The following is a 19,499-nucleotide window of genomic DNA, read 5'->3' as shown; positions in this document are numbered from 1 at the left end:
AAATGTCTATACTTCTAACTCTTTTATCTGCCAAGGAAGACCTTGTGTATTCATCTCATCCATAAATGGATCAGGATCCATTTGCTCCATATTAAACACACCTGCCCCACTCCAGATGCCTTTAATCATAAGTTTTGCACCTATCATTGCAGGAACACCAGTAGAGTATGAAACGCCTTGAGAATTAGTCTCTGCATAACAATCTTCATGATCTTTTACTTGGTAGATATAAATTTTCTTTTTCAAACCATCTTTGATTCCCTCAGCCACGATGCCGATGTTTGTCTTTCCTGTAGTTCTTGGACCAAGAGATGCAGGGTCTGGAAGCAGAGTCTTTAAAAACTCCATAGGAATTATTTTTTGCCCCTTATGCTCAACAGGCTCGATGCCTAGCATCCCTACATTTTCAAGACACTTCATGTGCGTCAAATAGCTCTGTCCAAATGTCATAAAAAATCTAATACGTTTCAATCCTTTAATGTGTTTTACAAGTGACTCCATCTCTTCATGGTAAAGCAGGTAGGAATCTTTTGGACCAACTTCAGGATAGTCCCAAACTTGCATAATCTCCATAGGCTCAGTCTCTATCCACTCCCCATTTTCCCAGTAACGCCCTTTAGAACTTACTTCACGCAGGTTAATCTCAGGGTTAAAGTTAGTTGCAAATGCATAACCGTGGTCACCAGCATTACAATCTAAGATATCTATAGTGTGAATCTCATCAAAGTAATGTTTTTGAGCATAAGCACAAAATACATTTGTTGCCCCAGGGTCAAATCCACTTCCAAGAAGTCCCATTATTCCAGCTTCTTTAAACTTTTCATCTCTTTGCCATTGAAGTTTATACTCAAACTTAGCCTCATCTGGATGCTCATAGTTTGCAGTGTCTAAATATGGAGTTTTTGTTGCAATACAAGCGTCCATAATTGTTAAATCCTGATAAGGAAGAGCAACATTGATAACAATATCTGCCTTACACGATTCTATAAGCTTTATGACCTCGTCTGTAACATCAGCATCTACTGTTGTTATCTCTATGTCAGCATCTTTAAAATCACTTTTTATGGTTTCGCATCTGCCTATACTTCTACTGGCTAAGACGATTTTTCCAAATACATCCGAATTTTGTACACATTTATGTACTACTACGCGGCTAACTCCACCTGCACCAATTATTAAAGTTGTCATTATTTTTTTCCTAAATTTTATTTATACTAAATTAAATGCCACTGCTAATACACAAATCCATATAAGAGCTGTAACAATAAGGCTTAAAAGAACTAAAGTTGCACCTGCATCCTTTGCCTGTTTTGCCAATATATGATAATCACTAGTAACTAAATCAACAACTCTCTCAATAGAGCTGTTTGTAACTTCTGCTAACACCGGAATAAACAGAGATATAAATAAGATGCTGGAGTATCCAAAACTTACAGGTAAATTCCAGGCTACAATTCCCATAACACTAAGCATAAGCAGTTGCCACTTAAATGATGTCTCATTTTTTGTTATATCGATAAAACCTTCTACTGCATACATTCCGTTACGAAATAGTGAATGTTTAGGCTTGTTCAGTTTCATGTTTTTCCTTTAAATTTGTAATAATTTCTCTTATCTCTTGAGTTTTTGTTTCTCTGTGTAGTGGCTTTGAGAAGTATACTCTTACGTCTCTTTTTCTAAATAAATTAGAATTTCTTGTCTTAGAAAATATACTTCCATTCATCCCATCGATAAAAAAAGTAACTATCTTCCCCTCATAATCACTTGAGATAAGTTCATATCCTTTGTAAAACTTTCCAGTCTCTCCATCAAGGCTGATTTGTCCCTCTGGAAATAAAGCCACAATTTTACCATTTTTTAGTCTTTTTGAAGCATCTATAAAAGCATCTTTTGAAGCTTTTTGTGAAATAGGAATTGCCTCACCTTTTTTTAGTGCTTTTTTAAATAATTTCCAGTTATAAATATCTTTGTCTATCATAAAATTTAAGCGTCTTTTTATAGGTATCTGAATTATTGCCCAATCTACCCAGCTTACATGATTTCCTAAAAGTAGGACTCCCCCAGAATCTGGAATATTTTCTAGTCCAAGATATGTAAATTTATATCTTGTTTTTAAAATTATTTCTAAAAATGCCCAAAAAGACATTACAAAATAACGTTTAAATAACATATAACTAAGATATAGTCCTACTAAAACCATAGTGTATATAAGAATTTTAGCATTCATTCCATAGTATGCAAAAATTGTTGTCAAAACTAAAAATGAAAACATAAAAATATTTTGTACAAAATTGTTTCCTGCGAGTATTGTACCTAAGTGAACACGTGGAGAGAGGAATTGTATTTGTGCATTTAATGGTACCATTATAAATCCTGCGAAAATACCAAATAGCATGAAGAGAATGGACATAGTAATCATAGAGCTTGAAAATGGAATTAAGAGTACAATTATTGTTATAGCAGAGGAGCCTATAGCAGCTAAACCGGTGTTTATATAGTACTTTGAAAAATTAGCAGCCATAATAGCTCCACTTACCATTCCTATGCCAGCTAGAGTCATAACACCTTGGATATATATAGTATTTGTTACTCCTAATTCACTCTTGGCATATTCACCAAATACAGCAAGAATAACTTGTGAAATAGACCAAAAAAGACCAAGAGCAATAATAGCATCAAAAATCTCTTTTTTTCTTCTTACTATTTTCATATTTTTTTGTAAATATTCACCTTTAAAATATCTTTTAAAATTAAACTCTTTCTTACTATCTTGATTCATTTTATTTGGTAGTTTTAAAGCTAGAAAAAATTGTATGACTGAACCAAGAACTAAGAGCCAACCTAGAGGAGCTATGGTAGTTAAAATATCTTCTTTAGTCACAAAACTATCTTTTAAAATAACTTCAAATAAAACTGTATAAAAAAGCATGCCCCCAAGAATCGCAACTGTTGTGACAGCTTGAACAGCTCCATTACCACTACTTATAAACTTTATGCCCACCAACTCTTTAATATAACCATATTTAGACGGACCATATATAGCACTCTGAAAAGCAAGTAAAAAAGTAAAAATAAATGCCATGTAAAAATGTCCATTATAGTAAGCGTAAGTAATTGCAAGTGTAATAAACACAGCAAATAAAGCTGAGTATTTCATAATTTCATTTTTAGGGTATCTATCTGCTAAAAAACCTGTTGGAGAAAATGCAACTATAAAAGGCAATATAATAAGTGTATTTACTATAGCAGTTAAAACTATTTGCATATCACCATCATAGACTTTAAAGATAGTATTTTGAATGATTATTTTATGTCCCAAATCCGTAAAAGCATTTAAAAAAACAACTATTAGATAGTTTATAACTCCCAGAATTTTGAACATATCTTTCATCTATATCTCTTCACCTTGAACTAAAGTTGTACTCCAACCCTCATAATAACCATTATTTTCTTTTACTTTAGCAAAAAGTTCATCTACGACTTTTTTAACTTCTTTTTCTATTACAGCATGCTTTTTAACAAGAGCCACACCATGCTCAAACTCTTCAGAACTTATCTCATCCTTAAAAATAAACCCCTCAATATCAAGTGTATTTATAAATCTATTTTTCTGTGTTGGAGTTTCAAACGAGACATAATGTTCAACCTCTCTTTGTATAGTTAAGTCTTCATCTTCTTCTTCTAGTAAGAAGATTATTTTTGCACTTTGAATATGACAAAACTCTAACTCTGTTGGAAAAAGCTGAGTCTCATAAAAACCCCATTTAGTATCTCTTACAACATTACTTTCATAAACATAATTTGAAGGAGTTAATATTTTGCTAACTATTGAATCAAGCTTTTTAGAGTCATATGCATAGAAATAAAACTCATTCCATCCATCAATAACTCTAGTACCTACATATACTGCTCTGTCTTGATGTTCTAAAGCTATGATAAGAGATTCTTTAGTCTCTAAGAACTCTTCATAGCCTTCTTTTGTTTCATCTAAATTGTCATATTTTACAAATGTACTAAAAAGCCAAGGGTTCATCTCTTTTGCATCTGTTGCTTCTATGTTTACTTCAATAACTACTTCACTATTATCTTCTACTCTATTAAATATTTCTCTCATATACTCTCTATATTTTTTATTTATTATAGCTAATTTAACATTAAGTTATTTTATTTATAGCTTATCAATAATAATTATCATTTTTATATTCATTTAAGAATTTTAAGGCTACAATTCAACTACAAAACAATGATAACAAATATCATTACCAAAAGGAAAACAAATGAAAAGAAGAAATATAACATTAGCATTAAGTGCTTTTTTATTACTAGGTAGCTCTGCTTACGCGAGTGAGTCATCAGATATTCAAGCTCTTAAGCAAGAAGTTAAAGAACTTCGTGAGATGACACAAATATTAGTTGATGAGACTAGTGATTTAAAAACAGGGTTTAACTATACTGTTGTTGATAGCAAAAAGTCTTACAATGGTCTTGGAGCTGCAGCTTCAAAAGTTTACTACTCAAAATCTCCTCTAAGTATTGGTGGTTATGGTGAGATGTATTACTCAGACACAACCACAAATAATAATACAGATAAAACAACTTTAGATGTATATAGATTTGTTCCATATATTGGTTATAAGTTTAGTGATAACATCATCTTAAATACAGAGATCGAGTTTGAGCACGGTGGTGTAGCGAACAACGGTGGTACTGCTGAGGGTGGAGAAGTTATAGTTGAGTTTATGTATCTTGACTTTTTAATTAATAAAAATGCAAATATCAGAGTTGGTAATATGTTAATGCCTATTGGTCTTATAAATGAGAGACATGAACCGACACTATTTACAACTGTACAAAGACCAAATACATCAAAGTACCTTATACCTTCAACTTGGCATGAGAGCGGTGTAATGGTTTATGGTGATATAATTGATAACTTATCATATAAATTTACAGCAGTAAGTGCCCTTCAAACTGGGGTTAATGGTTCTACATGGCTAAGAGACGGTCGTGGTGGATCATTTAAACAAACAGATGCGAACCTTGCTTTTGCTGCTAGAGTAGATTATACTGGTATCAACGGTCTTTTAGTAGGTGCTTCTGCATATAGCGCTCCCTCTGTTAACGGTGTTAGTTCAACTACAAATATGTACGATGTACATTTAGACTATAAAAACAGCGGTGCTAGAGTTTATGGTGTTTATACTCAAACAGATAGATCAGATGCTGCAGAAATTGCAACAGATGCGGTTGAAAAAGCTAAGGGTGGTTATATAAATTTTAGTTATGATATTTTATCTCTAACCTCTATCAAAAAACAGCTTCCTATCTTTGTTCAGTTTGAAAGCATTAACCCTGAGCAAGAGAGAGCTAATGGAACTTCTGGTGACGACCTTGATACAACTACGGTTGGTGTAAACTATTTCCCTCATGAACAAGTTGTATTAAAATTTGATTATACAATGGCAAGACAAGGTGCAGTTGATACAGATACTGCAAGTATCTCTATGGGATTTATTTTCTAAAAATGTAAAAAAATTCCCTTTAACGAAGAGGTTTGCAGCCAATACTGTGCAAATCTCTTTTTATTGATATTCATAATTGACAATTGAAAAATAATCATATACAATCCTAAAAACTTTAAAAAAAGAAATATAATATGAAAATAATTTATCTAATAATATTTACACTTATAGCGCTTCCACTAAGTGCAAAAGTACTGATTTCCCCTATAGATGCTATGAAGCAAAGCTTTGGTGCTAATGCAACTGTAGTGAAAAAGAATATTTTATTAAAAAATGAACAAGCAAAGAAAATCCAAACAAATGCAAAAACAAAACTCAGTTCTAAGATATTTAGGACCTTTAAAGCTACAAAAGGGAGTGAAGTATTGGGCTATGGTGTTCTTATCAACAAAAAAGTTCGTTCAAAAAATGCTGTTGTTCTTTATCTTATCTCAAAAGAGTCTACTCTTATAGGAATAGAGATTATTGCTTTTAATGAACCTATGGAGTATATCCCATCAAAAAAATGGATTTCTCAATTTGAGAATATTTCTACAGATAAACAATTAAATGTTGGTAGAGAGATTCCTACGATAACAGGTGCTACGCTTAGTGCTAGAAGTATAACAGACTCTTCACGACTGGCATTTGCTTTTTACAATGAGATGCTAAAGGCCAAGTAGTGAAATTCACTCTTATAAACAACATAAAAAAAGATAAGGCTATGAGACTTATTCTCACAGGCTTTTTAAGCTTTATCCTTCTTTATATCATTTCAGATGTTCTAGTTAAAGCATTTGGTTTTGGAATTTCTGTAGAGACAATAAATATAACGCTTTTTGGAAGTGAAGAAAATTTTATAGACCCTATTCCTAGAGCTTCATTTTTGGAGTTTTGGCATACTGAGATATTTTTTATGATGATGATACTCCTTACTCTGAGTGCTATTTTTATTCGTCTGGCAAATAGAAGCAGAACTTTTATGACCAATACTCTTATGATTAGTGCTATAACTTCACTTGTGGCTATTGCCCTTGCCTACTTTGTATCTGCTATATTTATTTATCTATACGTAATTACTTTTTTCATCTGGCATCTAAGTGCTCTTTATATGATTTTATACTCATTTTGGAAGCTATATGCAAAAAGCGTATAAACTCTCCATCATATACTATCTTATCTTCTCACTACTTCTAATAGCTAGTGCTGTAATGCTTTTTGAGTATAAAATAGGCTTTAGCTATGAAAAAATACTAGATTATTATCTGGGAAATGAGGATAAATTTATACCTGCTAAAAGTACAATTGGTATACTTAAACTTGCTCTACCTCATATATTTTCATTTGGACTTATTTCTATGGTGCTTTTGCACTTTTTAGTCTTTACAAAACTCAGATATAAAAAGAGTACTTTAACAGTTATCTACTTGACACTTTTCAGCGCTATGCTGGAGATATTTACACCGATGCTAATAGTAAACGGTTTTGAATATGCCGCATTTTTAAAACTATTGTCATTTTTTCTCTTTTTAACTCTGATTCTCTATATCTCTTGGTTACTTCTTTACAGTATCATTTATGACTAGAGAGTTTGTGTACTCATCAATATTTGAGCTTATTCTCATATCTCCGTCACTTTGTAAAACAATGTAGGCAAGCTCTTGTGAATCTAAAAACTCATAAGCTTTTTTAAGCGGCATTACACTTGAAGCTGTCGCATAAGCATCCAGAAAACTGCTACTCATGCTTCCTACTAAAGTTATAGATACAAATTTTGTCTGTGAGCTTTTTAGTTTTGGGTTTATCAAATGGTTATTTTTAGTAGACTTAACATATCTGTTATAGTTTCCGCTTGTAGTGATTCCAAGATTTTTTTTAGATGTTTTAAACGATAAAAGCTTACCATCAGAAAATGGATTTTGAACATCTATCAAGCAGGTATCCAAACAACGAATATCTCCACTCGCAGAGATTTGAGCCTCTATGTTATTTGCTCTAAAGTAAGCAGCTACTTTGTCAACTGCAAAACCTTTTCCCATACCACCGAGGTCTAGCTTTATATTTTCATCTAAAAAAGCCTCATCTTTACTAAAATGAACACCTCTGATATTTATCTTTGCATCTAAGAGTTTTTGTTTTGAAGGCACTCTTCCTTGCTCTCCAAAGTGGTACAAGTCTTTTGTAATAGAACCAATAGTTATATCAAAATAACCATCACTTTTTTTATATAATTCTTTACTCTGTTTAAGCGCTTGATAGGAATAACTATCTAATTTAACCTTTTTGTCTTGGTTTAATCTGTAAATCACAGCACTTTTTTTATATGAAGATATGGATGCTTCTATATCCTTCATAATTTTAAAACCATGTTCTACTAAATGTTTATCTTTTTCTTCTACGGAGATAGTTATAAAAGTTGACATAATAACTTGTGTTCGTGAAACTGTTTTGGCTTCTAATATAAAATAAGTCAGAATCATTATTGTTAAAATTTTTTTCATTTATATATTCTTTAATAGAGTTAATATTTATTATATATTAATTATTGTAATATTTAGGTTATATATCAAGAGGATTAATATAAATGCTTAGTACAGCTTTAATTGTAGATAATGACATAAGATATACTAAACAACTTAAACTAGAGCTGGAAAACAGCTTAGACTTAAATTGTACCTTGACTAGTGATTATGAAGCGGCAGAGTCAGTTACTGATTTGAATTTTGACATTTATCTTATTCGCCGTAACAAAGAGAATATTAGACTTATAAATATACTTACAAGTCACTCTAAGCTTGTAATTATTCTTACCAATAGTGATGATGACAAAGTTATAGAAGAGATAGTCTCTTACGGTGCAACAGATTATATTGTTACTTCCAATAGAAATGATAAAATCGATATTAACGTAATTAAAAGAATCATGAAAAACTCCACTTTTAAGGTGATGGTAGTTGATGATTCAGAATTGGTACTTAAAAAACTATCTTATGTCCTGGATTCACAAAACCTAAAAAATATAGGTTTTTTAGATGGTGAAGAAGCGTGGTCATATTTAAATAATCCTGACTCTGATAAAATTGACTTAGTAATTGTTGACTATAAGATGCCAAAAATGAATGGTTATGAACTAACTCTAAAAATTCGTTCAAAGTTTAACATAGAACACTTACCAATATTAATACTATCTGCGGTGGATAATCCAAACACCATCTCAAAGTTTCTAAGAGCCGGAGCTAATGATTATATTCCAAAGCCATTTGTACATGAAGAGTTTATAGCAAGAGTTTCTAACACTCTGTCCATGCTTAGCTTGTTTAATGAAGTCAAAAATATGGCTAATACAGACTACTTAACTGGATTAAATAATCGCATATATTTTTATAGCACAGTGCCTAAAATACTAATACGTTCAAAAAGAAATAAAGAACCTCTATCGATAGTAATGATAGACATAGATAACTTTAAACTACTCAATGACAAATATGGACATTCTGTTGGAGATAAAGCATTAAAACAAGTTTTTATTATTCTTAAAGAATCAGTTAGAGAGTCTGATGAGTGCATTAGATTTGGTGGAGAGGAGTTTCTTATAGTGCTTCCAAATTGCCCACATTATAAGGCGATGGAAGTCATGCAAAAAGCTACCAAGAATATTAGTAGCTCAATACTTACTGTAGATGATAAAATAGCATTAAATATTACTATATCATCAGGGGTAACTTCACATATTGATGAACTTGATAAAATGATAGCCTGCGCAGATGCTTATATGTATAAAGCTAAAGAAAAAGGTAAAAATCTAGTTTATTCAGGTGAATAAACTAGATACTTATTACCTCATTTACTTCTAATCCAAAGCCGCCTAAACCAACAAATTCTGTTTGCTTAAGAGATGTTATAAGATTCATTTTCGAAACACCAAGAGACTTTAGTATCTGAGCACCAGTTCCAATCTCTTTCATAGCTGCATTATCCTGATGGTTTGTTTTATTTATAAAAACTAAAACACCACTGTTTTGTTTTAAATACTCTATAGAGTTTACAAGGTTATTGTATTTTTTCTGATTTAAAAGAAGTTCAATGTCTGGTATAACATTATGAACTCTTACATTTGACACTTCTCCTGCATTATAAAAGACTATAGCAGTATGTTCTACATTATCGTGATCTAAAAAAGTATGTTGCTTAACTTTTACATCAAAAAAGTCTATCTCTTGAACACTAGTCTCTTTTACAAGTCTCTCATTTGCTAGACGGTATTCAACGATGTCTGAGATGAAAATAGTTTTAAGATTGTGTTCCTCACCAAAAATATCAAGATCATCGCGTCTAGCCATAGTTCCATCTTCTTTGATAATCTCACATATAACAGATGATTCACTTAAGCCTGCTAAACGGCATAAGTCAACTGAACCCTCAGTATGACCAGTCCTAACAAGTGTTCCGCCATCTTTAGCTATAAGAGGAAATATATGTCCAGGTTTTACTAGCTCATCTGCATGAGAGATTGGGTTTGCAAGAATTTTGATAGTATCATCTCTCTCCCCTGCTGAAATACCCGTTAGAGCATTTTTAGCGTCTACAGAGACTGTAAAAGCTGTCTCATAAGAAGATGTATTTGAACTTACCATTGGGTTAAGATCTAGGCGAGTAGCTATAGACTTACTAAGAGCAACACAGATTAAACCTCTTGCATGAGTAGCCATAAAGTTAACATGTTGAGGAGTTGAAAATGCAGATGCATATACTAAATCACCCTCATTCTCTCTATCTTCATCATCAACCATGATGACCATTTTCCCCTTTTTTATCTCATCAATCGCTTCTAATACTCTTTGTGTAGGTGTCATATATTCTCTTTTTTTTATTTGCCAGAATTATACATAAAAGTTAATTAAAAAGAGTTCAAAACAAATTTTATAAATTTAACCCTGTTTCTCTTGACTTTAAAAAACAATTTGTCTATAATTTCGCTCCAACAAACATGGTAATATCGTTTGTTAAATACCGCGGAATAGAGCAGTTCGGTAGCTCGTCGGGCTCATAACCCGAAGGTCGCAAGTTCAAATCTTGCTTCCGCAACCAATTAACATAAATGATGGGGATTCGCCAAGTGGTAAGGCACTAGCTTTTGGTGCTAGCATTCATAGGTTCGAATCCTATATCCCCATCCACCCTTTTTCAATTTTTCTTTATTCAAGAAAAAGTTTAGCAAAGCATATTGTAATTTATGAGCTGAAGTTTGACGAAAAAGAAAATAAAATTTCGCGGAATAGAGCAGTTCGGTAGCTCGTCGGGCTCATAACCCGAAGGTCGCAGGTTCAAATCCTGCTTCCGCAACCAACCACATTAACTCAAATAGCAAACTTCACAAATAAATTTTAAACTTTTGAAAAATTATTTAAAAAACATACTATTTTTATAGAAATCTAAGTTTTGTATGATAAAATTTCGTCATATTTTTCAATGATGGGGATTCGCCAAGTGGTAAGGCACTAGCTTTTGGTGCTAGCATTCATAGGTTCGAATCCTATATCCCCATCCACACTACATATAAATCAATAAAAATCTATACTCTATATTTAAAGGCATACTATGGCTGAAACAGATGGTTTAACTATCGTAATAAGAACTCTTGTACTTTTGGGAATTATAGGGATATTTGGATTTATTCTAACTAGAAAAAAAGAAGACAAAAAATAACTATACAACTTCAGTAAAAGATATACAAACCTAATTAACATCTATATATTTTGGAATTAGACTTTTGATTTTTTGATATATTTTATCAAAATCAGTTGAGTAGACTCTAGTCTGAGCTACGCAAGTGATAAAGTTAGTATCTCTCTCCCATCTAGGGACAAGATGCATATGTATATGTTCAGCTATACCTGCTCCACCAGCTTTGCCTAAATTCATACCAATATTGACACCTTTAGCATTAAAACCCTCTTTTAAAAGTCGTACACTCTTTTGAGCTAAAGCACTCATGTGAAGCCAAGTCTCAGACGGTAAATCCTCCAATTTATCAGTGTGTATATGAGGAATAATCATAAAGTGACCAGGAGTATAAGGATAGACATTCATAACGATAAAGCAGTGTTCGTCTCTATATAGAACATGTAAATCATTATCTTCTTTAGCATGAGAACTAATATGACAAAAAACACAACCTTCTATCTTTTTACCTTTAATATACTCATCTCGCCAAGGAGCGTATAAAATATCTTCCATAAAAAACCTTTATATATATATGTTATTATACCAAATTACAATATTCTAGTTTATCTTGCCATTATAATCAATATTGGCAAGATTTGAATATCTTTTGTACTGTTCATCCGCATGATTTTGTGCAGTTTGTATAAAAGTTTTTGCATCATTTTCATTTATCTTCTCAACCATGCTAAATCTAGTTTCATTATACATAAATTCTTTCACGGGAATTTTAGGCTTTTTATAATCAAGTATCATAGGATTTTTACCCTCTCGTTCTAGCTCTGGGTTATATCTAAATATTGGCCATATACCGCTCTCAACAGCAAGTTTTTGCTGATTCATGCCATATTTCAAATCATATCCGTGGGCTATACAGTGTGAATATGCAATGATGATAGATACACCATCATATTTTTCAGCTTCTACAAATGCTTTAAGTGTCTGTTTATCATTCGCTCCCATGGCAACTCTAGCCACATATACATTTCCATAAGCAATTGCCATCATTGCCAAATCTTTTGGAAGTTTTGCTTTTCCACCGGCTGCAAACTTAGCCACCGCTCCGGTAAATGTTGCCTTTGATTGTTGACCGCCTGTGTTTGAGTATACTTGAGTATCTAAGACCAATATATTTACATTTTTTCCACTAGCTAAAACATGGTCAACTCCACCATAGTCAATATCATAAGCCCAACCATCACCACCGATAATCCAAACAGATTTTTTTGTTAAATAATCAGCAAGCGATAGTAAGTTTTTTGCATCTTTATGTGTAGAATTTTTAAGCTTTTCTTTTAAGATCTCAACTCTTTGTCTCTGTTCATAAAGAGCGCTCTCTTCATGTTGGTCTGCATTTAAAATTTCACTACTTAACTCTTGAGAAACATCCTCTTTTAAGCCTTCTAATAACTCTTTTGCTTGAACTTCATGCTTATCTATTGTAAGTCTAAAGCCAAGTCCAAACTCTGCATTATCTTCAAAAAGTGAGTTTGACCATGCAGGACCTTTACCTTGTGCATTTTTACTCCAAGGAGTTGTAGGCAGATTTCCGCCATATATTGATGAACATCCAGTAGCATTTGCCACAATCATCCTATCTCCAAAAAGTTGTGTAGCGAGTTTAATATAAGGAGTCTCTCCACAACCAGGGCATGCGCCTGAAAACTCAAAAAGTGGTTCTAAAAATTGACTCTCTTTTACTTTTGAATGGTCAAGTTTTGCTCTATCAACTAAAGGAAGATTGATAAAATAGTCCCAAACCTTAGCACCCTCTTCTCTTAGTGATGGTAGCATCTGCATATTTATGGCTTTTAAATCTTTTTGGTCTTTATTTACAGCTGGACACTCTTCAACACATAAAGAACAACCTGTACAATCTTCAACAGATACACTTATCATAAACTTATCATTTTCATCAAATGTTTTACCCTTGGCTTTTGTATATAAAAAACCTTTCGGAGCATTAGATAAAAGAGATTCATCAACAACATTTGAGCGGATAACTGAGTGTGGACAAACAAACACACATGTGTTACACTGAATACATACTTCAGGATCCCAAATAGGGACTTGCAAACCAATATTTCGTTTTTCATACTTACTTGTACCACTTGGCCATGTTCCATCACTTGGCATCTCGCTAACACTTATCTCGTTGCCGTGACCTTCTAAAATTTTACGAGTTACATTCTCTACAAACTCACTATATTCACCCTTCAGTGATGGTTGCATTTTCACATCTGAAGTTACATAATTAGCAACTTTTACCTCATATAGATTAACCAAAGCATTATCAACTGCTTTGTTGTTCATCTCCACAAGTTTTTTACCTTTTTTTCCATAAGTTTTTACGATGCTGTGTTTAATCTTCTCTATTGCTTCTTCTTGCTTAAGAACTCCAGATATTGCAAAAAAACATGTCTGCATTATAATATTTATTCGTCTTCCCATACCGCTGTTGTTTGCTACGCTCGTAGCGTCTATAGCATAAAATTTCAGTTTTTTATCTATTATTTGCTTCTGTACATCTTTTGGAAGTTTACTCCAAATAATATCTTTTGCAAATGGCGAGTTAAGCAAAAAAACAGCACCCTCTTTTGCGTGAGAGAGTATGTCAAACTTTTCTAAAAACACACTCTGATGACAAGCTACAAAGTCAGCTTTTTGTATGAGGTATGTAGAGCGAATAGGCTTGGAGCCAAAACGAAGATGCGAGATAGTTACGGAACCAGATTTTTTAGAATCATATACAAAATAACCCTGCACATAGTTATTTGTCTCCTCTCCGATGATTTTAATAGAATTTTTATTTGCTCCAACTGTTCCATCAGAACCAAGTCCAAAAAACATAGCCTCAAAAACCTCGCTATCTTCAAGTACAAAACTCTCATCATACTCTAAACTTGTATGAGTCACATCATCATTTATGCCTATGGTAAAGTGATTTTTGCTCTTCTTTTTAGTAAGTTCATCAAATACAGCTTTTATCATAGCAGGAGTAAACTCTTTTGATGAGAGCCCATAACGTCCACCTATGATTTTTGGCATCTTAAATGGAAGTTTTTTATCATTTAATGCTTCACTAAGTGCTGTTAAAACATCAAGATAAAGCGGCTCTCCAAGAGAACCAGACTCTTTCGTTCTATCTAAAACCGCTATAGATTGTGTCGTTTTAGGAAGTACAGATATAAAATGTTCTATGCTAAATGGAAGCGCTAAACGAACTTTCACAACTCCCACTTTTTCGCCAACTCTGTTTAAATACTCCACACTCTCATGAACAGCCTCTGCACCTGAGCCCATCAATATGATGATTTTTGTTGCATCATCTGCGCCGACATAATCAAAAAGTTTATACTCTCTACCTGTAAGATTGGCAAATTTATCCATCTCACCTTGTAAAATAGCAGGCACCTTTTCATAGTAACTATTTACGCTCTCGCGACCTTGAAAATAGACATCAGGATTTTGAGAAGTTCCTCTAATAAATGGATTGTCAGGTGTCAGGGCACGAGAACGATGAGCGTAAACTAAATCCTCATCTATCATCTCTCTCATAATATTTTCATCAATTAGATTGATTTTTTGCACTTCGTGAGAGGTGCGAAATCCATCAAAAAAATGTAAAAAAGGTATGCGAGATTTAAGGGTTGCTGCTTGGGATATAAGAGCAAAATCATGAGCTTCTTGAACACTGCAAGATGGCATCAATACAAATCCTGTCTGCCTTGCGCCCATAACATCTTGGTGATCACCAAATATGGAAAGAGCTTGCGCGGCAAGAGAACGGGAAGCTACATGAAAGACGGTAGAAGTAAGCTCACCAGCAATCTTATACATGTTAGGTATCATCAGCAAAAGACCCTGAGAGGCGGTAAAAGTTGTTGTTAAAGCTCCGCTTTGAAGGGCTCCATGAACTGCACCACTAGCCCCTCCTTCACTCTGCATCTCTGTAACATCAGGAACTGTACCAAAGATATTTTTTTCACCGTGTAGAGAGTAAATATCACTAAGTTCACCCATCACAGAAGCAGGTGTTATAGGATAGATAGCTATAACTTCGTTTATCTTATATGCAACTCTTGCAACGGCTTCATTTGCGTCAATTGTGGCTGTTTTTGTGCTCATAATATCTCCATCTCACTCTATCTGGAAATATTATAACTCTATTTAAATAAAAATTAAAGAAAACTTATCTTTTTTACAAAAATACAAAAACTAAATCTGGAAAAAGTATAACTAATCCTAAGCCTAAAAGTTGTAAAAGTATAAAAGGAATAATTCCCTTGTATATCTCTATGGTCTTTACACTATCGCCAGCTGCACCTTTTAGAAAAAAGAGAGATAGTCCAAAGGGCGGTGTTAAAAAAGAGGCTTGAAGATTTAGTGCAATAAGAACTGCAAACCAAATAGGGTCGATGCCAAAACCTTCCATAACCGGAATAAGTATCGGCACAATAATAAATGATATCTCTATAAAGTCTATAAAAAAACCAAGTATAAAGATACTTATCATCGCGATAGCTATAAATACCCATACATCACCTATATCTTCATGAAAAAACTCAACTATAAGATCAGTTCCTCCTAGCTCGTTAAATACAAGAGAGAAGGCTGTAGCACCTATGAGAATCATAAATATCATACCGCTAAGTTTCACACTCTCTAAAGATGCATATTTTAGCATCTCGAGATTAAGTGACTTGTTTATATAACTAAGCACTAGAGCACCAACAACACCAAAAGCAGCTGACTCGGTTGGAGATGCTATGCCCGCAAAAATACTTCCTAAAACAGAAACCATTAAAAGAAGTGGAGGAACTATAGAGATGATTATTTCTTTTGTTGAAACTTCTTTTATATTCTTTGGAATCGGTGCTATCTCAGGTGAAAAATATGAACGTATTAGTATGTAAGTTATATAGAGACCAACCAAAACAAGTCCCGGTAAAACTGCACCCATAAAAAGCTCACCTACACTTACGCTCATTACATCACCAAGAATAATCAATATAATAGATGGAGGTATAATCTGTCCAAGAGTTCCAGATGCTGCTACAGTTCCAGATGCAAGACCTTTATCATAACCTGCTTTTAGCATCAATGGAAGTGCTATGACACTCATCATAACTACAGATGCTGAGACTATACCTGTAGATGCAGCAAGCATCGCACCGACTAAAACTACACTTACAGCTAAACCACCACGCACGTCACGAAACATAGCACTCATAGAGACCAGAAGTCTTTCTGCCATTTTCGACTTTTCCAAAACCAAACCCATTGTTATAAAAAGAGGAACTGCCATAAGAGTTGTGTTTGACATGATTCCGTAGATTCTAAAAGGCAGGATTTCAAAAACATCAAACCCAAGACTAGGGATAAGAAAAGCAAAAGCTATAGCCACACTTCCAAAAACAAAAGCTACTGGTATTCCTATAAGAAGAAGTGCTAGGACTACTATAAACATAAACAAAGCTATCAAAGTGACTTCCATTTTTTGTAGTTCATTTTTACATCTTTAAGTGCAACAAGTGTTAAAAAAACAAAAGAAAGAGGAAGAAGAGATTTAACTATAAATCTATATTTCAAACCACCAGGATTTGAAGAAGCTTCACTTTGGGCAAAACTAAGAGCCACAAAATCAATGCTTATATAGATAATAAGAAATGAAAAAGGAAGTATAAAAAATACTAGAGAAATTATATTTACAATAGCTTTTGTTTTTTCACTATATGAAGCATAAAATATATCTACTCTAACATGAGCGTTCTCTTTTAAAGTATAAGCGATACCAAAAAGTATGATAAAATCAAAGAGATGCCACTCCAACTCTTGAAGAGCAATAGAACCTGTAGAAAACAAGTACCTTGCAGTTGCGTCGTATACAACCAGTAAAACTAAAATAGCTAAGATAAAAGCTGTAAAGTACCCTAAATATTTTATGCTTTTATCTATCATTTTATTTATTTAATCCATTTAGTATTATAGTTTTCATACTTGTTTCATCTGCGAACTGTACACATTCTATTGCAGCATCTATGTAGGCTTTTGCTGTTACACAAGAATAATCAATATACTTATATCCGTTAAACAAAACAATCATATCAAAGAAGAGTCTTGTTATTCGACCATTTAGTTCATAAAAAGGGTGCAAGGCGTTTATTTCACATTTATAATAAGCAAGTTTTTTAACAAATTCTTCTTTTGATATATTTTCACAATCTTTTAAATAGTTTTCTTCTTCAAGTTGAGCAAATATTTTTTGTGATGAACTTTTTACATAGAGTCCTTGACAAAATCTAGATTCGCCTTTTGCCATATTATGTTCTCTATAAACTCCTGCCCAATCATATAATGCTTCAAAAGTTCTTCGGTGAAGCTCTATAAAGTATGCTTCATCAAAAATAGTATCTTCATTGAGTTCATCATAAAAAACTTGATAAGCCTCTGTTAAAAGCTCTTTTTCAAGTTCATGGATTTGCGTACTATCTTCTATATTTAACTTGTTTTTAGGTACATCACTATTTCTTATATATATGTCACTACTTTGAACTTTGTACTTTGATGCCATACTTTTCCCTTAGTAACTTTACCTCTTTTACTACTTCAGCATTAGCTTCTTTATAACCTTCTATATTTTGTGTTGTTCTTATGATTTTCTCAAGTTCTTTAGAATCTACTGGATTTTTACTCATCTCATATCCCCATATAGTTTATAAATTTATTCATCATTATATCTTAAACCTTTTTATCATTCATTACAACAACTCTTTAAGCTCTACCAAATCAGCATCTATACTTATAGAAAGCTTCTCCATCTCGTCTAAAATCTTATCTGTAGATGCATACTCTATCTCTTCGTATTCTATAGTTTTATAGCGGTTGATCGATAGGTCATAATCATTTTCTTTTATTTGTTCGGCATCTATAAAAAAGTGTTTTTTACTCTCTTTGTAGTCAGCTTTATCTTTAAGAGCGTAGTTTTTTATGATGTCTGGTATATCGTTTATCTCTGTAACATTTCTTTTGTCATCCAAAGTGTAACCATCTGCTAGCATGTCATAAAACCAAACCTTCTCTGTTGAGCCACCTTTTACAAAGATAAGAACAGCAGTAGAAACTCCTGCATAAGGCTTGAACACTCCACTTGGCATCGAGATTACAGCTTTTAGCTCGTTTTTCTCTAGTAGATTTTGTCTTAGCATCTTATGTGCGTTTGAGCTTCCAAACAAAACGCCATCAGGAATGATAACTCCACATCTTCCACCAACATCTAAAACTCTTGTAATGAGGTCAACAAAAAGAAGTTCTGTTTTTGTAGATGAGATGCTAAAGCCTTCATTTTTGTCATCTTTATCGATGCTTCCTTTAAATGGAGGATTTGCTAAAACTACTTCGTATTTGTCTTTTTCATTGTAGTTTTTAGAGAGTGTATCTATCTGTTTTATATGTGGATTTTGTATGTCATGTAGCATCATATTCATCATAGATATTCGTATCATACTTATGTCGCTATCATTTCCATAAAAAGTATCATCTGAGAGTTTATCCCACGATGCTTTGTCTGAGAGATTTGCTCCTAAAGTTCCATCTTTCTCAGTATATGGAGCTAACATATGAGTGTAAGCACTTACTAAAAATCCTGCTGTTCCCACACTCGGGTCAAAAACTCTCTCGCCTATTTGTGGGTTTACAAGCTCAGTCATCATCTGTATGATATGTCTAGGTGTACGAAACTGTCCGTTTTTTCCGCTTGAGCTTATCTCACTTAGCAAATACTCATACATATCTCCCAAACTATCCATAAAACCTTTTTCATCTTTTTCTAAAATGTTAAATATCTCTTGGATGCTCTCCACAGTCTCACTAAGCAAAGAGGGTTTAGTGATGATAAAAGCCAAATCTTTAAGAGACTTGTTAAACTCACTCCCCTCGTTATAGTTTTTTATAAAAGGAAATGCTTTGTCACGAACAGTCTGCATCATCGACTCACTATCAAGTTCACGAAACTCATCCCATGAAGCCATCTTCTCATCTTTAAAGATAGATTCGTACTCTTCGCCTGTAAAGGAAGCTTGGAGTTTCTTTTGGTTATCTCTTTCACTTAGCATCTTTAAAAAGATAAGTGCGCTTATCTGTTCTATGGCGTTAAGAGGGTTTGCGATGCCACCACTCCAAAACTTGTTCCAGATGCTGTCTATTTTACTTTTTACTTCACTTCTTACGAACATTATTTTCCCTACTTTTCATTTTTAGTTTATAGAAAAATCGGAA

Annotated in this window: 18 protein-coding genes and 4 tRNA genes; 9 read left to right on the top strand and 13 right to left on the bottom strand. The window is 33.2% G+C overall.

Annotated elements, in window-relative coordinates; genetic code table 11:
* Positions 1 to 6: 6 nt before the first annotated feature.
* The 4 genes from ACLHDE_RS06330 to ACLHDE_RS06315 are packed head-to-tail and all read right to left on the bottom strand — an operon-like array spanning position 7 to position 4,114.
* The gene (locus ACLHDE_RS06330; RefSeq protein WP_415398518.1) at positions 7 to 1,191 is read right to left on the bottom strand and encodes a saccharopine dehydrogenase family protein; all 1,185 of its coding nucleotides are present in this window, start codon (positions 1,189 to 1,191) and stop codon (positions 7 to 9) included.
* Positions 1,192 to 1,209: 18 nt separating this feature from the next.
* Complete coding sequence (locus ACLHDE_RS06325; protein WP_415398358.1) at positions 1,210 to 1,581, bottom strand: diacylglycerol kinase; 372 nt, start codon at positions 1,579 to 1,581, stop codon at positions 1,210 to 1,212.
* Positions 1,562 to 3,391: an MFS transporter gene (locus tag ACLHDE_RS06320; RefSeq protein ID WP_415398357.1), complete on the bottom strand. Its 1,830-nt coding sequence runs from the start codon at positions 3,389 to 3,391 to the stop codon at positions 1,562 to 1,564. The genes ACLHDE_RS06325 and ACLHDE_RS06320 overlap by 20 nt, the downstream gene beginning before the upstream one ends.
* Positions 3,392 to 4,114, bottom strand: coding sequence for a DUF695 domain-containing protein (locus ACLHDE_RS06315; protein WP_415398356.1), 723 nt, complete (start codon positions 4,112 to 4,114; stop codon positions 3,392 to 3,394).
* Positions 4,115 to 4,277: 163 nt separating this feature from the next.
* Between ACLHDE_RS06315 and ACLHDE_RS06310 the strand changes: the two genes are divergently transcribed.
* The 4 genes from ACLHDE_RS06310 to ACLHDE_RS06295 all read left to right on the top strand — a co-directional run bounded on the left by ACLHDE_RS06310 (position 4,278) and on the right by ACLHDE_RS06295 (position 7,087).
* Positions 4,278 to 5,522 carry a porin gene (locus ACLHDE_RS06310; RefSeq protein WP_415398355.1) on the top strand — a complete coding sequence of 415 codons (1,245 nt, stop codon included), beginning with the start codon at positions 4,278 to 4,280 and terminating at the stop codon, positions 5,520 to 5,522.
* Positions 5,523 to 5,656: 134 nt separating this feature from the next.
* Complete coding sequence (locus tag ACLHDE_RS06305; protein ID WP_415398354.1) at positions 5,657 to 6,184, top strand: FMN-binding protein; 528 nt, start codon at positions 5,657 to 5,659, stop codon at positions 6,182 to 6,184.
* Complete coding sequence (locus ACLHDE_RS06300; protein WP_415398353.1) at positions 6,184 to 6,657, top strand: hypothetical protein; 474 nt, start codon at positions 6,184 to 6,186, stop codon at positions 6,655 to 6,657. Before ACLHDE_RS06305 ends, ACLHDE_RS06300 begins: the two co-directional genes overlap by 1 nt.
* Positions 6,641 to 7,087, top strand: a complete 447-nt coding sequence (locus ACLHDE_RS06295; protein ID WP_415398352.1) for a hypothetical protein — start codon at positions 6,641 to 6,643, stop codon at positions 7,085 to 7,087. Before ACLHDE_RS06300 ends, ACLHDE_RS06295 begins: the two co-directional genes overlap by 17 nt.
* Here ACLHDE_RS06295 and ACLHDE_RS06290 read toward each other — a convergent pair.
* Positions 7,058 to 8,002 carry an FAD:protein FMN transferase gene (locus ACLHDE_RS06290; RefSeq protein WP_415398351.1) on the bottom strand — a complete coding sequence of 315 codons (945 nt, stop codon included), beginning with the start codon at positions 8,000 to 8,002 and terminating at the stop codon, positions 7,058 to 7,060. The genes ACLHDE_RS06295 and ACLHDE_RS06290 overlap by 30 nt on opposite strands.
* Positions 8,003 to 8,085: 83 nt before the next feature.
* Here ACLHDE_RS06290 and ACLHDE_RS06285 point away from each other — a divergent pair, with 83 nt between their 5' ends.
* Positions 8,086 to 9,324 carry a diguanylate cyclase gene (locus tag ACLHDE_RS06285; protein ID WP_415398350.1) on the top strand — a complete coding sequence of 413 codons (1,239 nt, stop codon included), beginning with the start codon at positions 8,086 to 8,088 and terminating at the stop codon, positions 9,322 to 9,324.
* 1 nt (position 9,325) lies between these two features.
* On the opposite strand, the gene ACLHDE_RS06280 is transcribed toward ACLHDE_RS06285, so the two are convergent.
* Complete coding sequence (locus ACLHDE_RS06280) at positions 9,326 to 10,354, bottom strand: bifunctional 3,4-dihydroxy-2-butanone 4-phosphate synthase/GTP cyclohydrolase II (RefSeq protein ID WP_415398349.1); 1,029 nt, start codon at positions 10,352 to 10,354, stop codon at positions 9,326 to 9,328.
* A 158-nt stretch (positions 10,355 to 10,512) separates the two neighbouring features.
* Here ACLHDE_RS06280 and ACLHDE_RS06275 point away from each other — a divergent pair.
* The 4 genes from ACLHDE_RS06275 to ACLHDE_RS06260 all read left to right on the top strand — a co-directional run bounded on the left by ACLHDE_RS06275 (position 10,513) and on the right by ACLHDE_RS06260 (position 11,049).
* Positions 10,513 to 10,589: transfer RNA gene (locus ACLHDE_RS06275), tRNA-Met, on the top strand.
* A gap of 14 nt (positions 10,590 to 10,603) precedes the next feature.
* Positions 10,604 to 10,678 (top strand) — tRNA-Gln (locus ACLHDE_RS06270).
* A 92-nt stretch (positions 10,679 to 10,770) separates the two neighbouring features.
* Positions 10,771 to 10,847 (top strand) — tRNA-Met (locus ACLHDE_RS06265).
* 127 nt (positions 10,848 to 10,974) lie between these two features.
* Positions 10,975 to 11,049: transfer RNA gene (locus ACLHDE_RS06260), tRNA-Gln, on the top strand.
* Between the two features lie 188 nt (positions 11,050 to 11,237).
* Here the strand turns inward: ACLHDE_RS06260 and ACLHDE_RS06255 are convergent.
* From ACLHDE_RS06255 to ACLHDE_RS06225, 7 genes are all read right to left on the bottom strand, one after another.
* Positions 11,238 to 11,738 (bottom strand): HIT family protein, encoded by a 501-nt coding sequence (locus ACLHDE_RS06255; protein WP_415398348.1) that lies wholly within the window; start codon positions 11,736 to 11,738, stop codon positions 11,238 to 11,240.
* Between the two features lie 45 nt (positions 11,739 to 11,783).
* Positions 11,784 to 15,350, bottom strand: coding sequence for a pyruvate:ferredoxin (flavodoxin) oxidoreductase (gene nifJ / locus ACLHDE_RS06250; protein ID WP_415398347.1), 3,567 nt, complete (start codon positions 15,348 to 15,350; stop codon positions 11,784 to 11,786).
* A gap of 73 nt (positions 15,351 to 15,423) precedes the next feature.
* On the bottom strand, positions 15,424 to 16,707 hold the full coding sequence (locus tag ACLHDE_RS06245) for a TRAP transporter large permease (RefSeq protein WP_415398346.1): 1,284 nt from the start codon (positions 16,705 to 16,707) through the stop codon (positions 15,424 to 15,426).
* Entirely contained in the window at positions 16,704 to 17,183 is a 480-nt protein-coding gene (locus tag ACLHDE_RS06240; protein ID WP_415398345.1) for a TRAP transporter small permease subunit, read from the bottom strand. Before ACLHDE_RS06240 ends, ACLHDE_RS06245 begins: the two co-directional genes overlap by 4 nt.
* Before the next feature lies 1 nt (position 17,184).
* Positions 17,185 to 17,796 carry a Fic/DOC family protein gene (locus ACLHDE_RS06235; protein WP_415398344.1) on the bottom strand — a complete coding sequence of 204 codons (612 nt, stop codon included), beginning with the start codon at positions 17,794 to 17,796 and terminating at the stop codon, positions 17,185 to 17,187.
* Positions 17,768 to 17,920 (bottom strand): hypothetical protein, encoded by a 153-nt coding sequence (locus ACLHDE_RS06230; RefSeq protein WP_415398343.1) that lies wholly within the window; start codon positions 17,918 to 17,920, stop codon positions 17,768 to 17,770. Before ACLHDE_RS06230 ends, ACLHDE_RS06235 begins: the two co-directional genes overlap by 29 nt.
* A 63-nt stretch (positions 17,921 to 17,983) precedes the next feature.
* Complete coding sequence (locus ACLHDE_RS06225) at positions 17,984 to 19,456, bottom strand: type I restriction-modification system subunit M (RefSeq protein ID WP_415398342.1); 1,473 nt, start codon at positions 19,454 to 19,456, stop codon at positions 17,984 to 17,986.
* Positions 19,457 to 19,499: the final 43 nt, after the last annotated feature.

The organism is Sulfurimonas iocasae (assembly GCF_047716755.1).
Lineage (GTDB): Bacteria > Campylobacterota > Campylobacteria > Campylobacterales > Sulfurimonadaceae > Sulfurimonas.
This window is presented reverse-complemented; position numbering and strand designations above follow the sequence as displayed.

What these genes read in the sequence shown, in the direction of transcription:
- ACLHDE_RS06325 (WP_415398358.1), bottom strand. Translation starts at nt 1,581, where the DNA reads ATGAAACTGAACAAGCCTAAACATTCACTATTTCGTAACGGAATGTAT.
- ACLHDE_RS06320 (WP_415398357.1), bottom strand. Translation starts at nt 3,391, where the DNA reads ATGAAAGATATGTTCAAAATTCTGGGAGTTATAAACTATCTAATAGTT.
- ACLHDE_RS06315 (WP_415398356.1), bottom strand. Translation starts at nt 4,114, where the DNA reads ATGAGAGAAATATTTAATAGAGTAGAAGATAATAGTGAAGTAGTTATT.
- ACLHDE_RS06310 (WP_415398355.1), top strand. Translation starts at nt 4,278, where the DNA reads ATGAAAAGAAGAAATATAACATTAGCATTAAGTGCTTTTTTATTACTA.
- ACLHDE_RS06305 (WP_415398354.1), top strand. Translation starts at nt 5,657, where the DNA reads ATGAAAATAATTTATCTAATAATATTTACACTTATAGCGCTTCCACTA.
- ACLHDE_RS06295 (WP_415398352.1), top strand. Translation starts at nt 6,641, where the DNA reads ATGCAAAAAGCGTATAAACTCTCCATCATATACTATCTTATCTTCTCA.
- ACLHDE_RS06290 (WP_415398351.1), bottom strand. Translation starts at nt 8,002, where the DNA reads ATGAAAAAAATTTTAACAATAATGATTCTGACTTATTTTATATTAGAA.
- ACLHDE_RS06285 (WP_415398350.1), top strand. Translation starts at nt 8,086, where the DNA reads ATGCTTAGTACAGCTTTAATTGTAGATAATGACATAAGATATACTAAA.
- ACLHDE_RS06280 (WP_415398349.1), bottom strand. Translation starts at nt 10,354, where the DNA reads ATGACACCTACACAAAGAGTATTAGAAGCGATTGATGAGATAAAAAAG.
- ACLHDE_RS06255 (WP_415398348.1), bottom strand. Translation starts at nt 11,738, where the DNA reads ATGGAAGATATTTTATACGCTCCTTGGCGAGATGAGTATATTAAAGGT.
- nifJ (WP_415398347.1), bottom strand. Translation starts at nt 15,350, where the DNA reads ATGAGCACAAAAACAGCCACAATTGACGCAAATGAAGCCGTTGCAAGA.
- ACLHDE_RS06240 (WP_415398345.1), bottom strand. Translation starts at nt 17,183, where the DNA reads ATGATAGATAAAAGCATAAAATATTTAGGGTACTTTACAGCTTTTATC.
- ACLHDE_RS06235 (WP_415398344.1), bottom strand. Translation starts at nt 17,796, where the DNA reads ATGGCATCAAAGTACAAAGTTCAAAGTAGTGACATATATATAAGAAAT.
- ACLHDE_RS06230 (WP_415398343.1), bottom strand. Translation starts at nt 17,920, where the DNA reads ATGAGTAAAAATCCAGTAGATTCTAAAGAACTTGAGAAAATCATAAGA.
- ACLHDE_RS06225 (WP_415398342.1), bottom strand. Translation starts at nt 19,456, where the DNA reads ATGTTCGTAAGAAGTGAAGTAAAAAGTAAAATAGACAGCATCTGGAAC.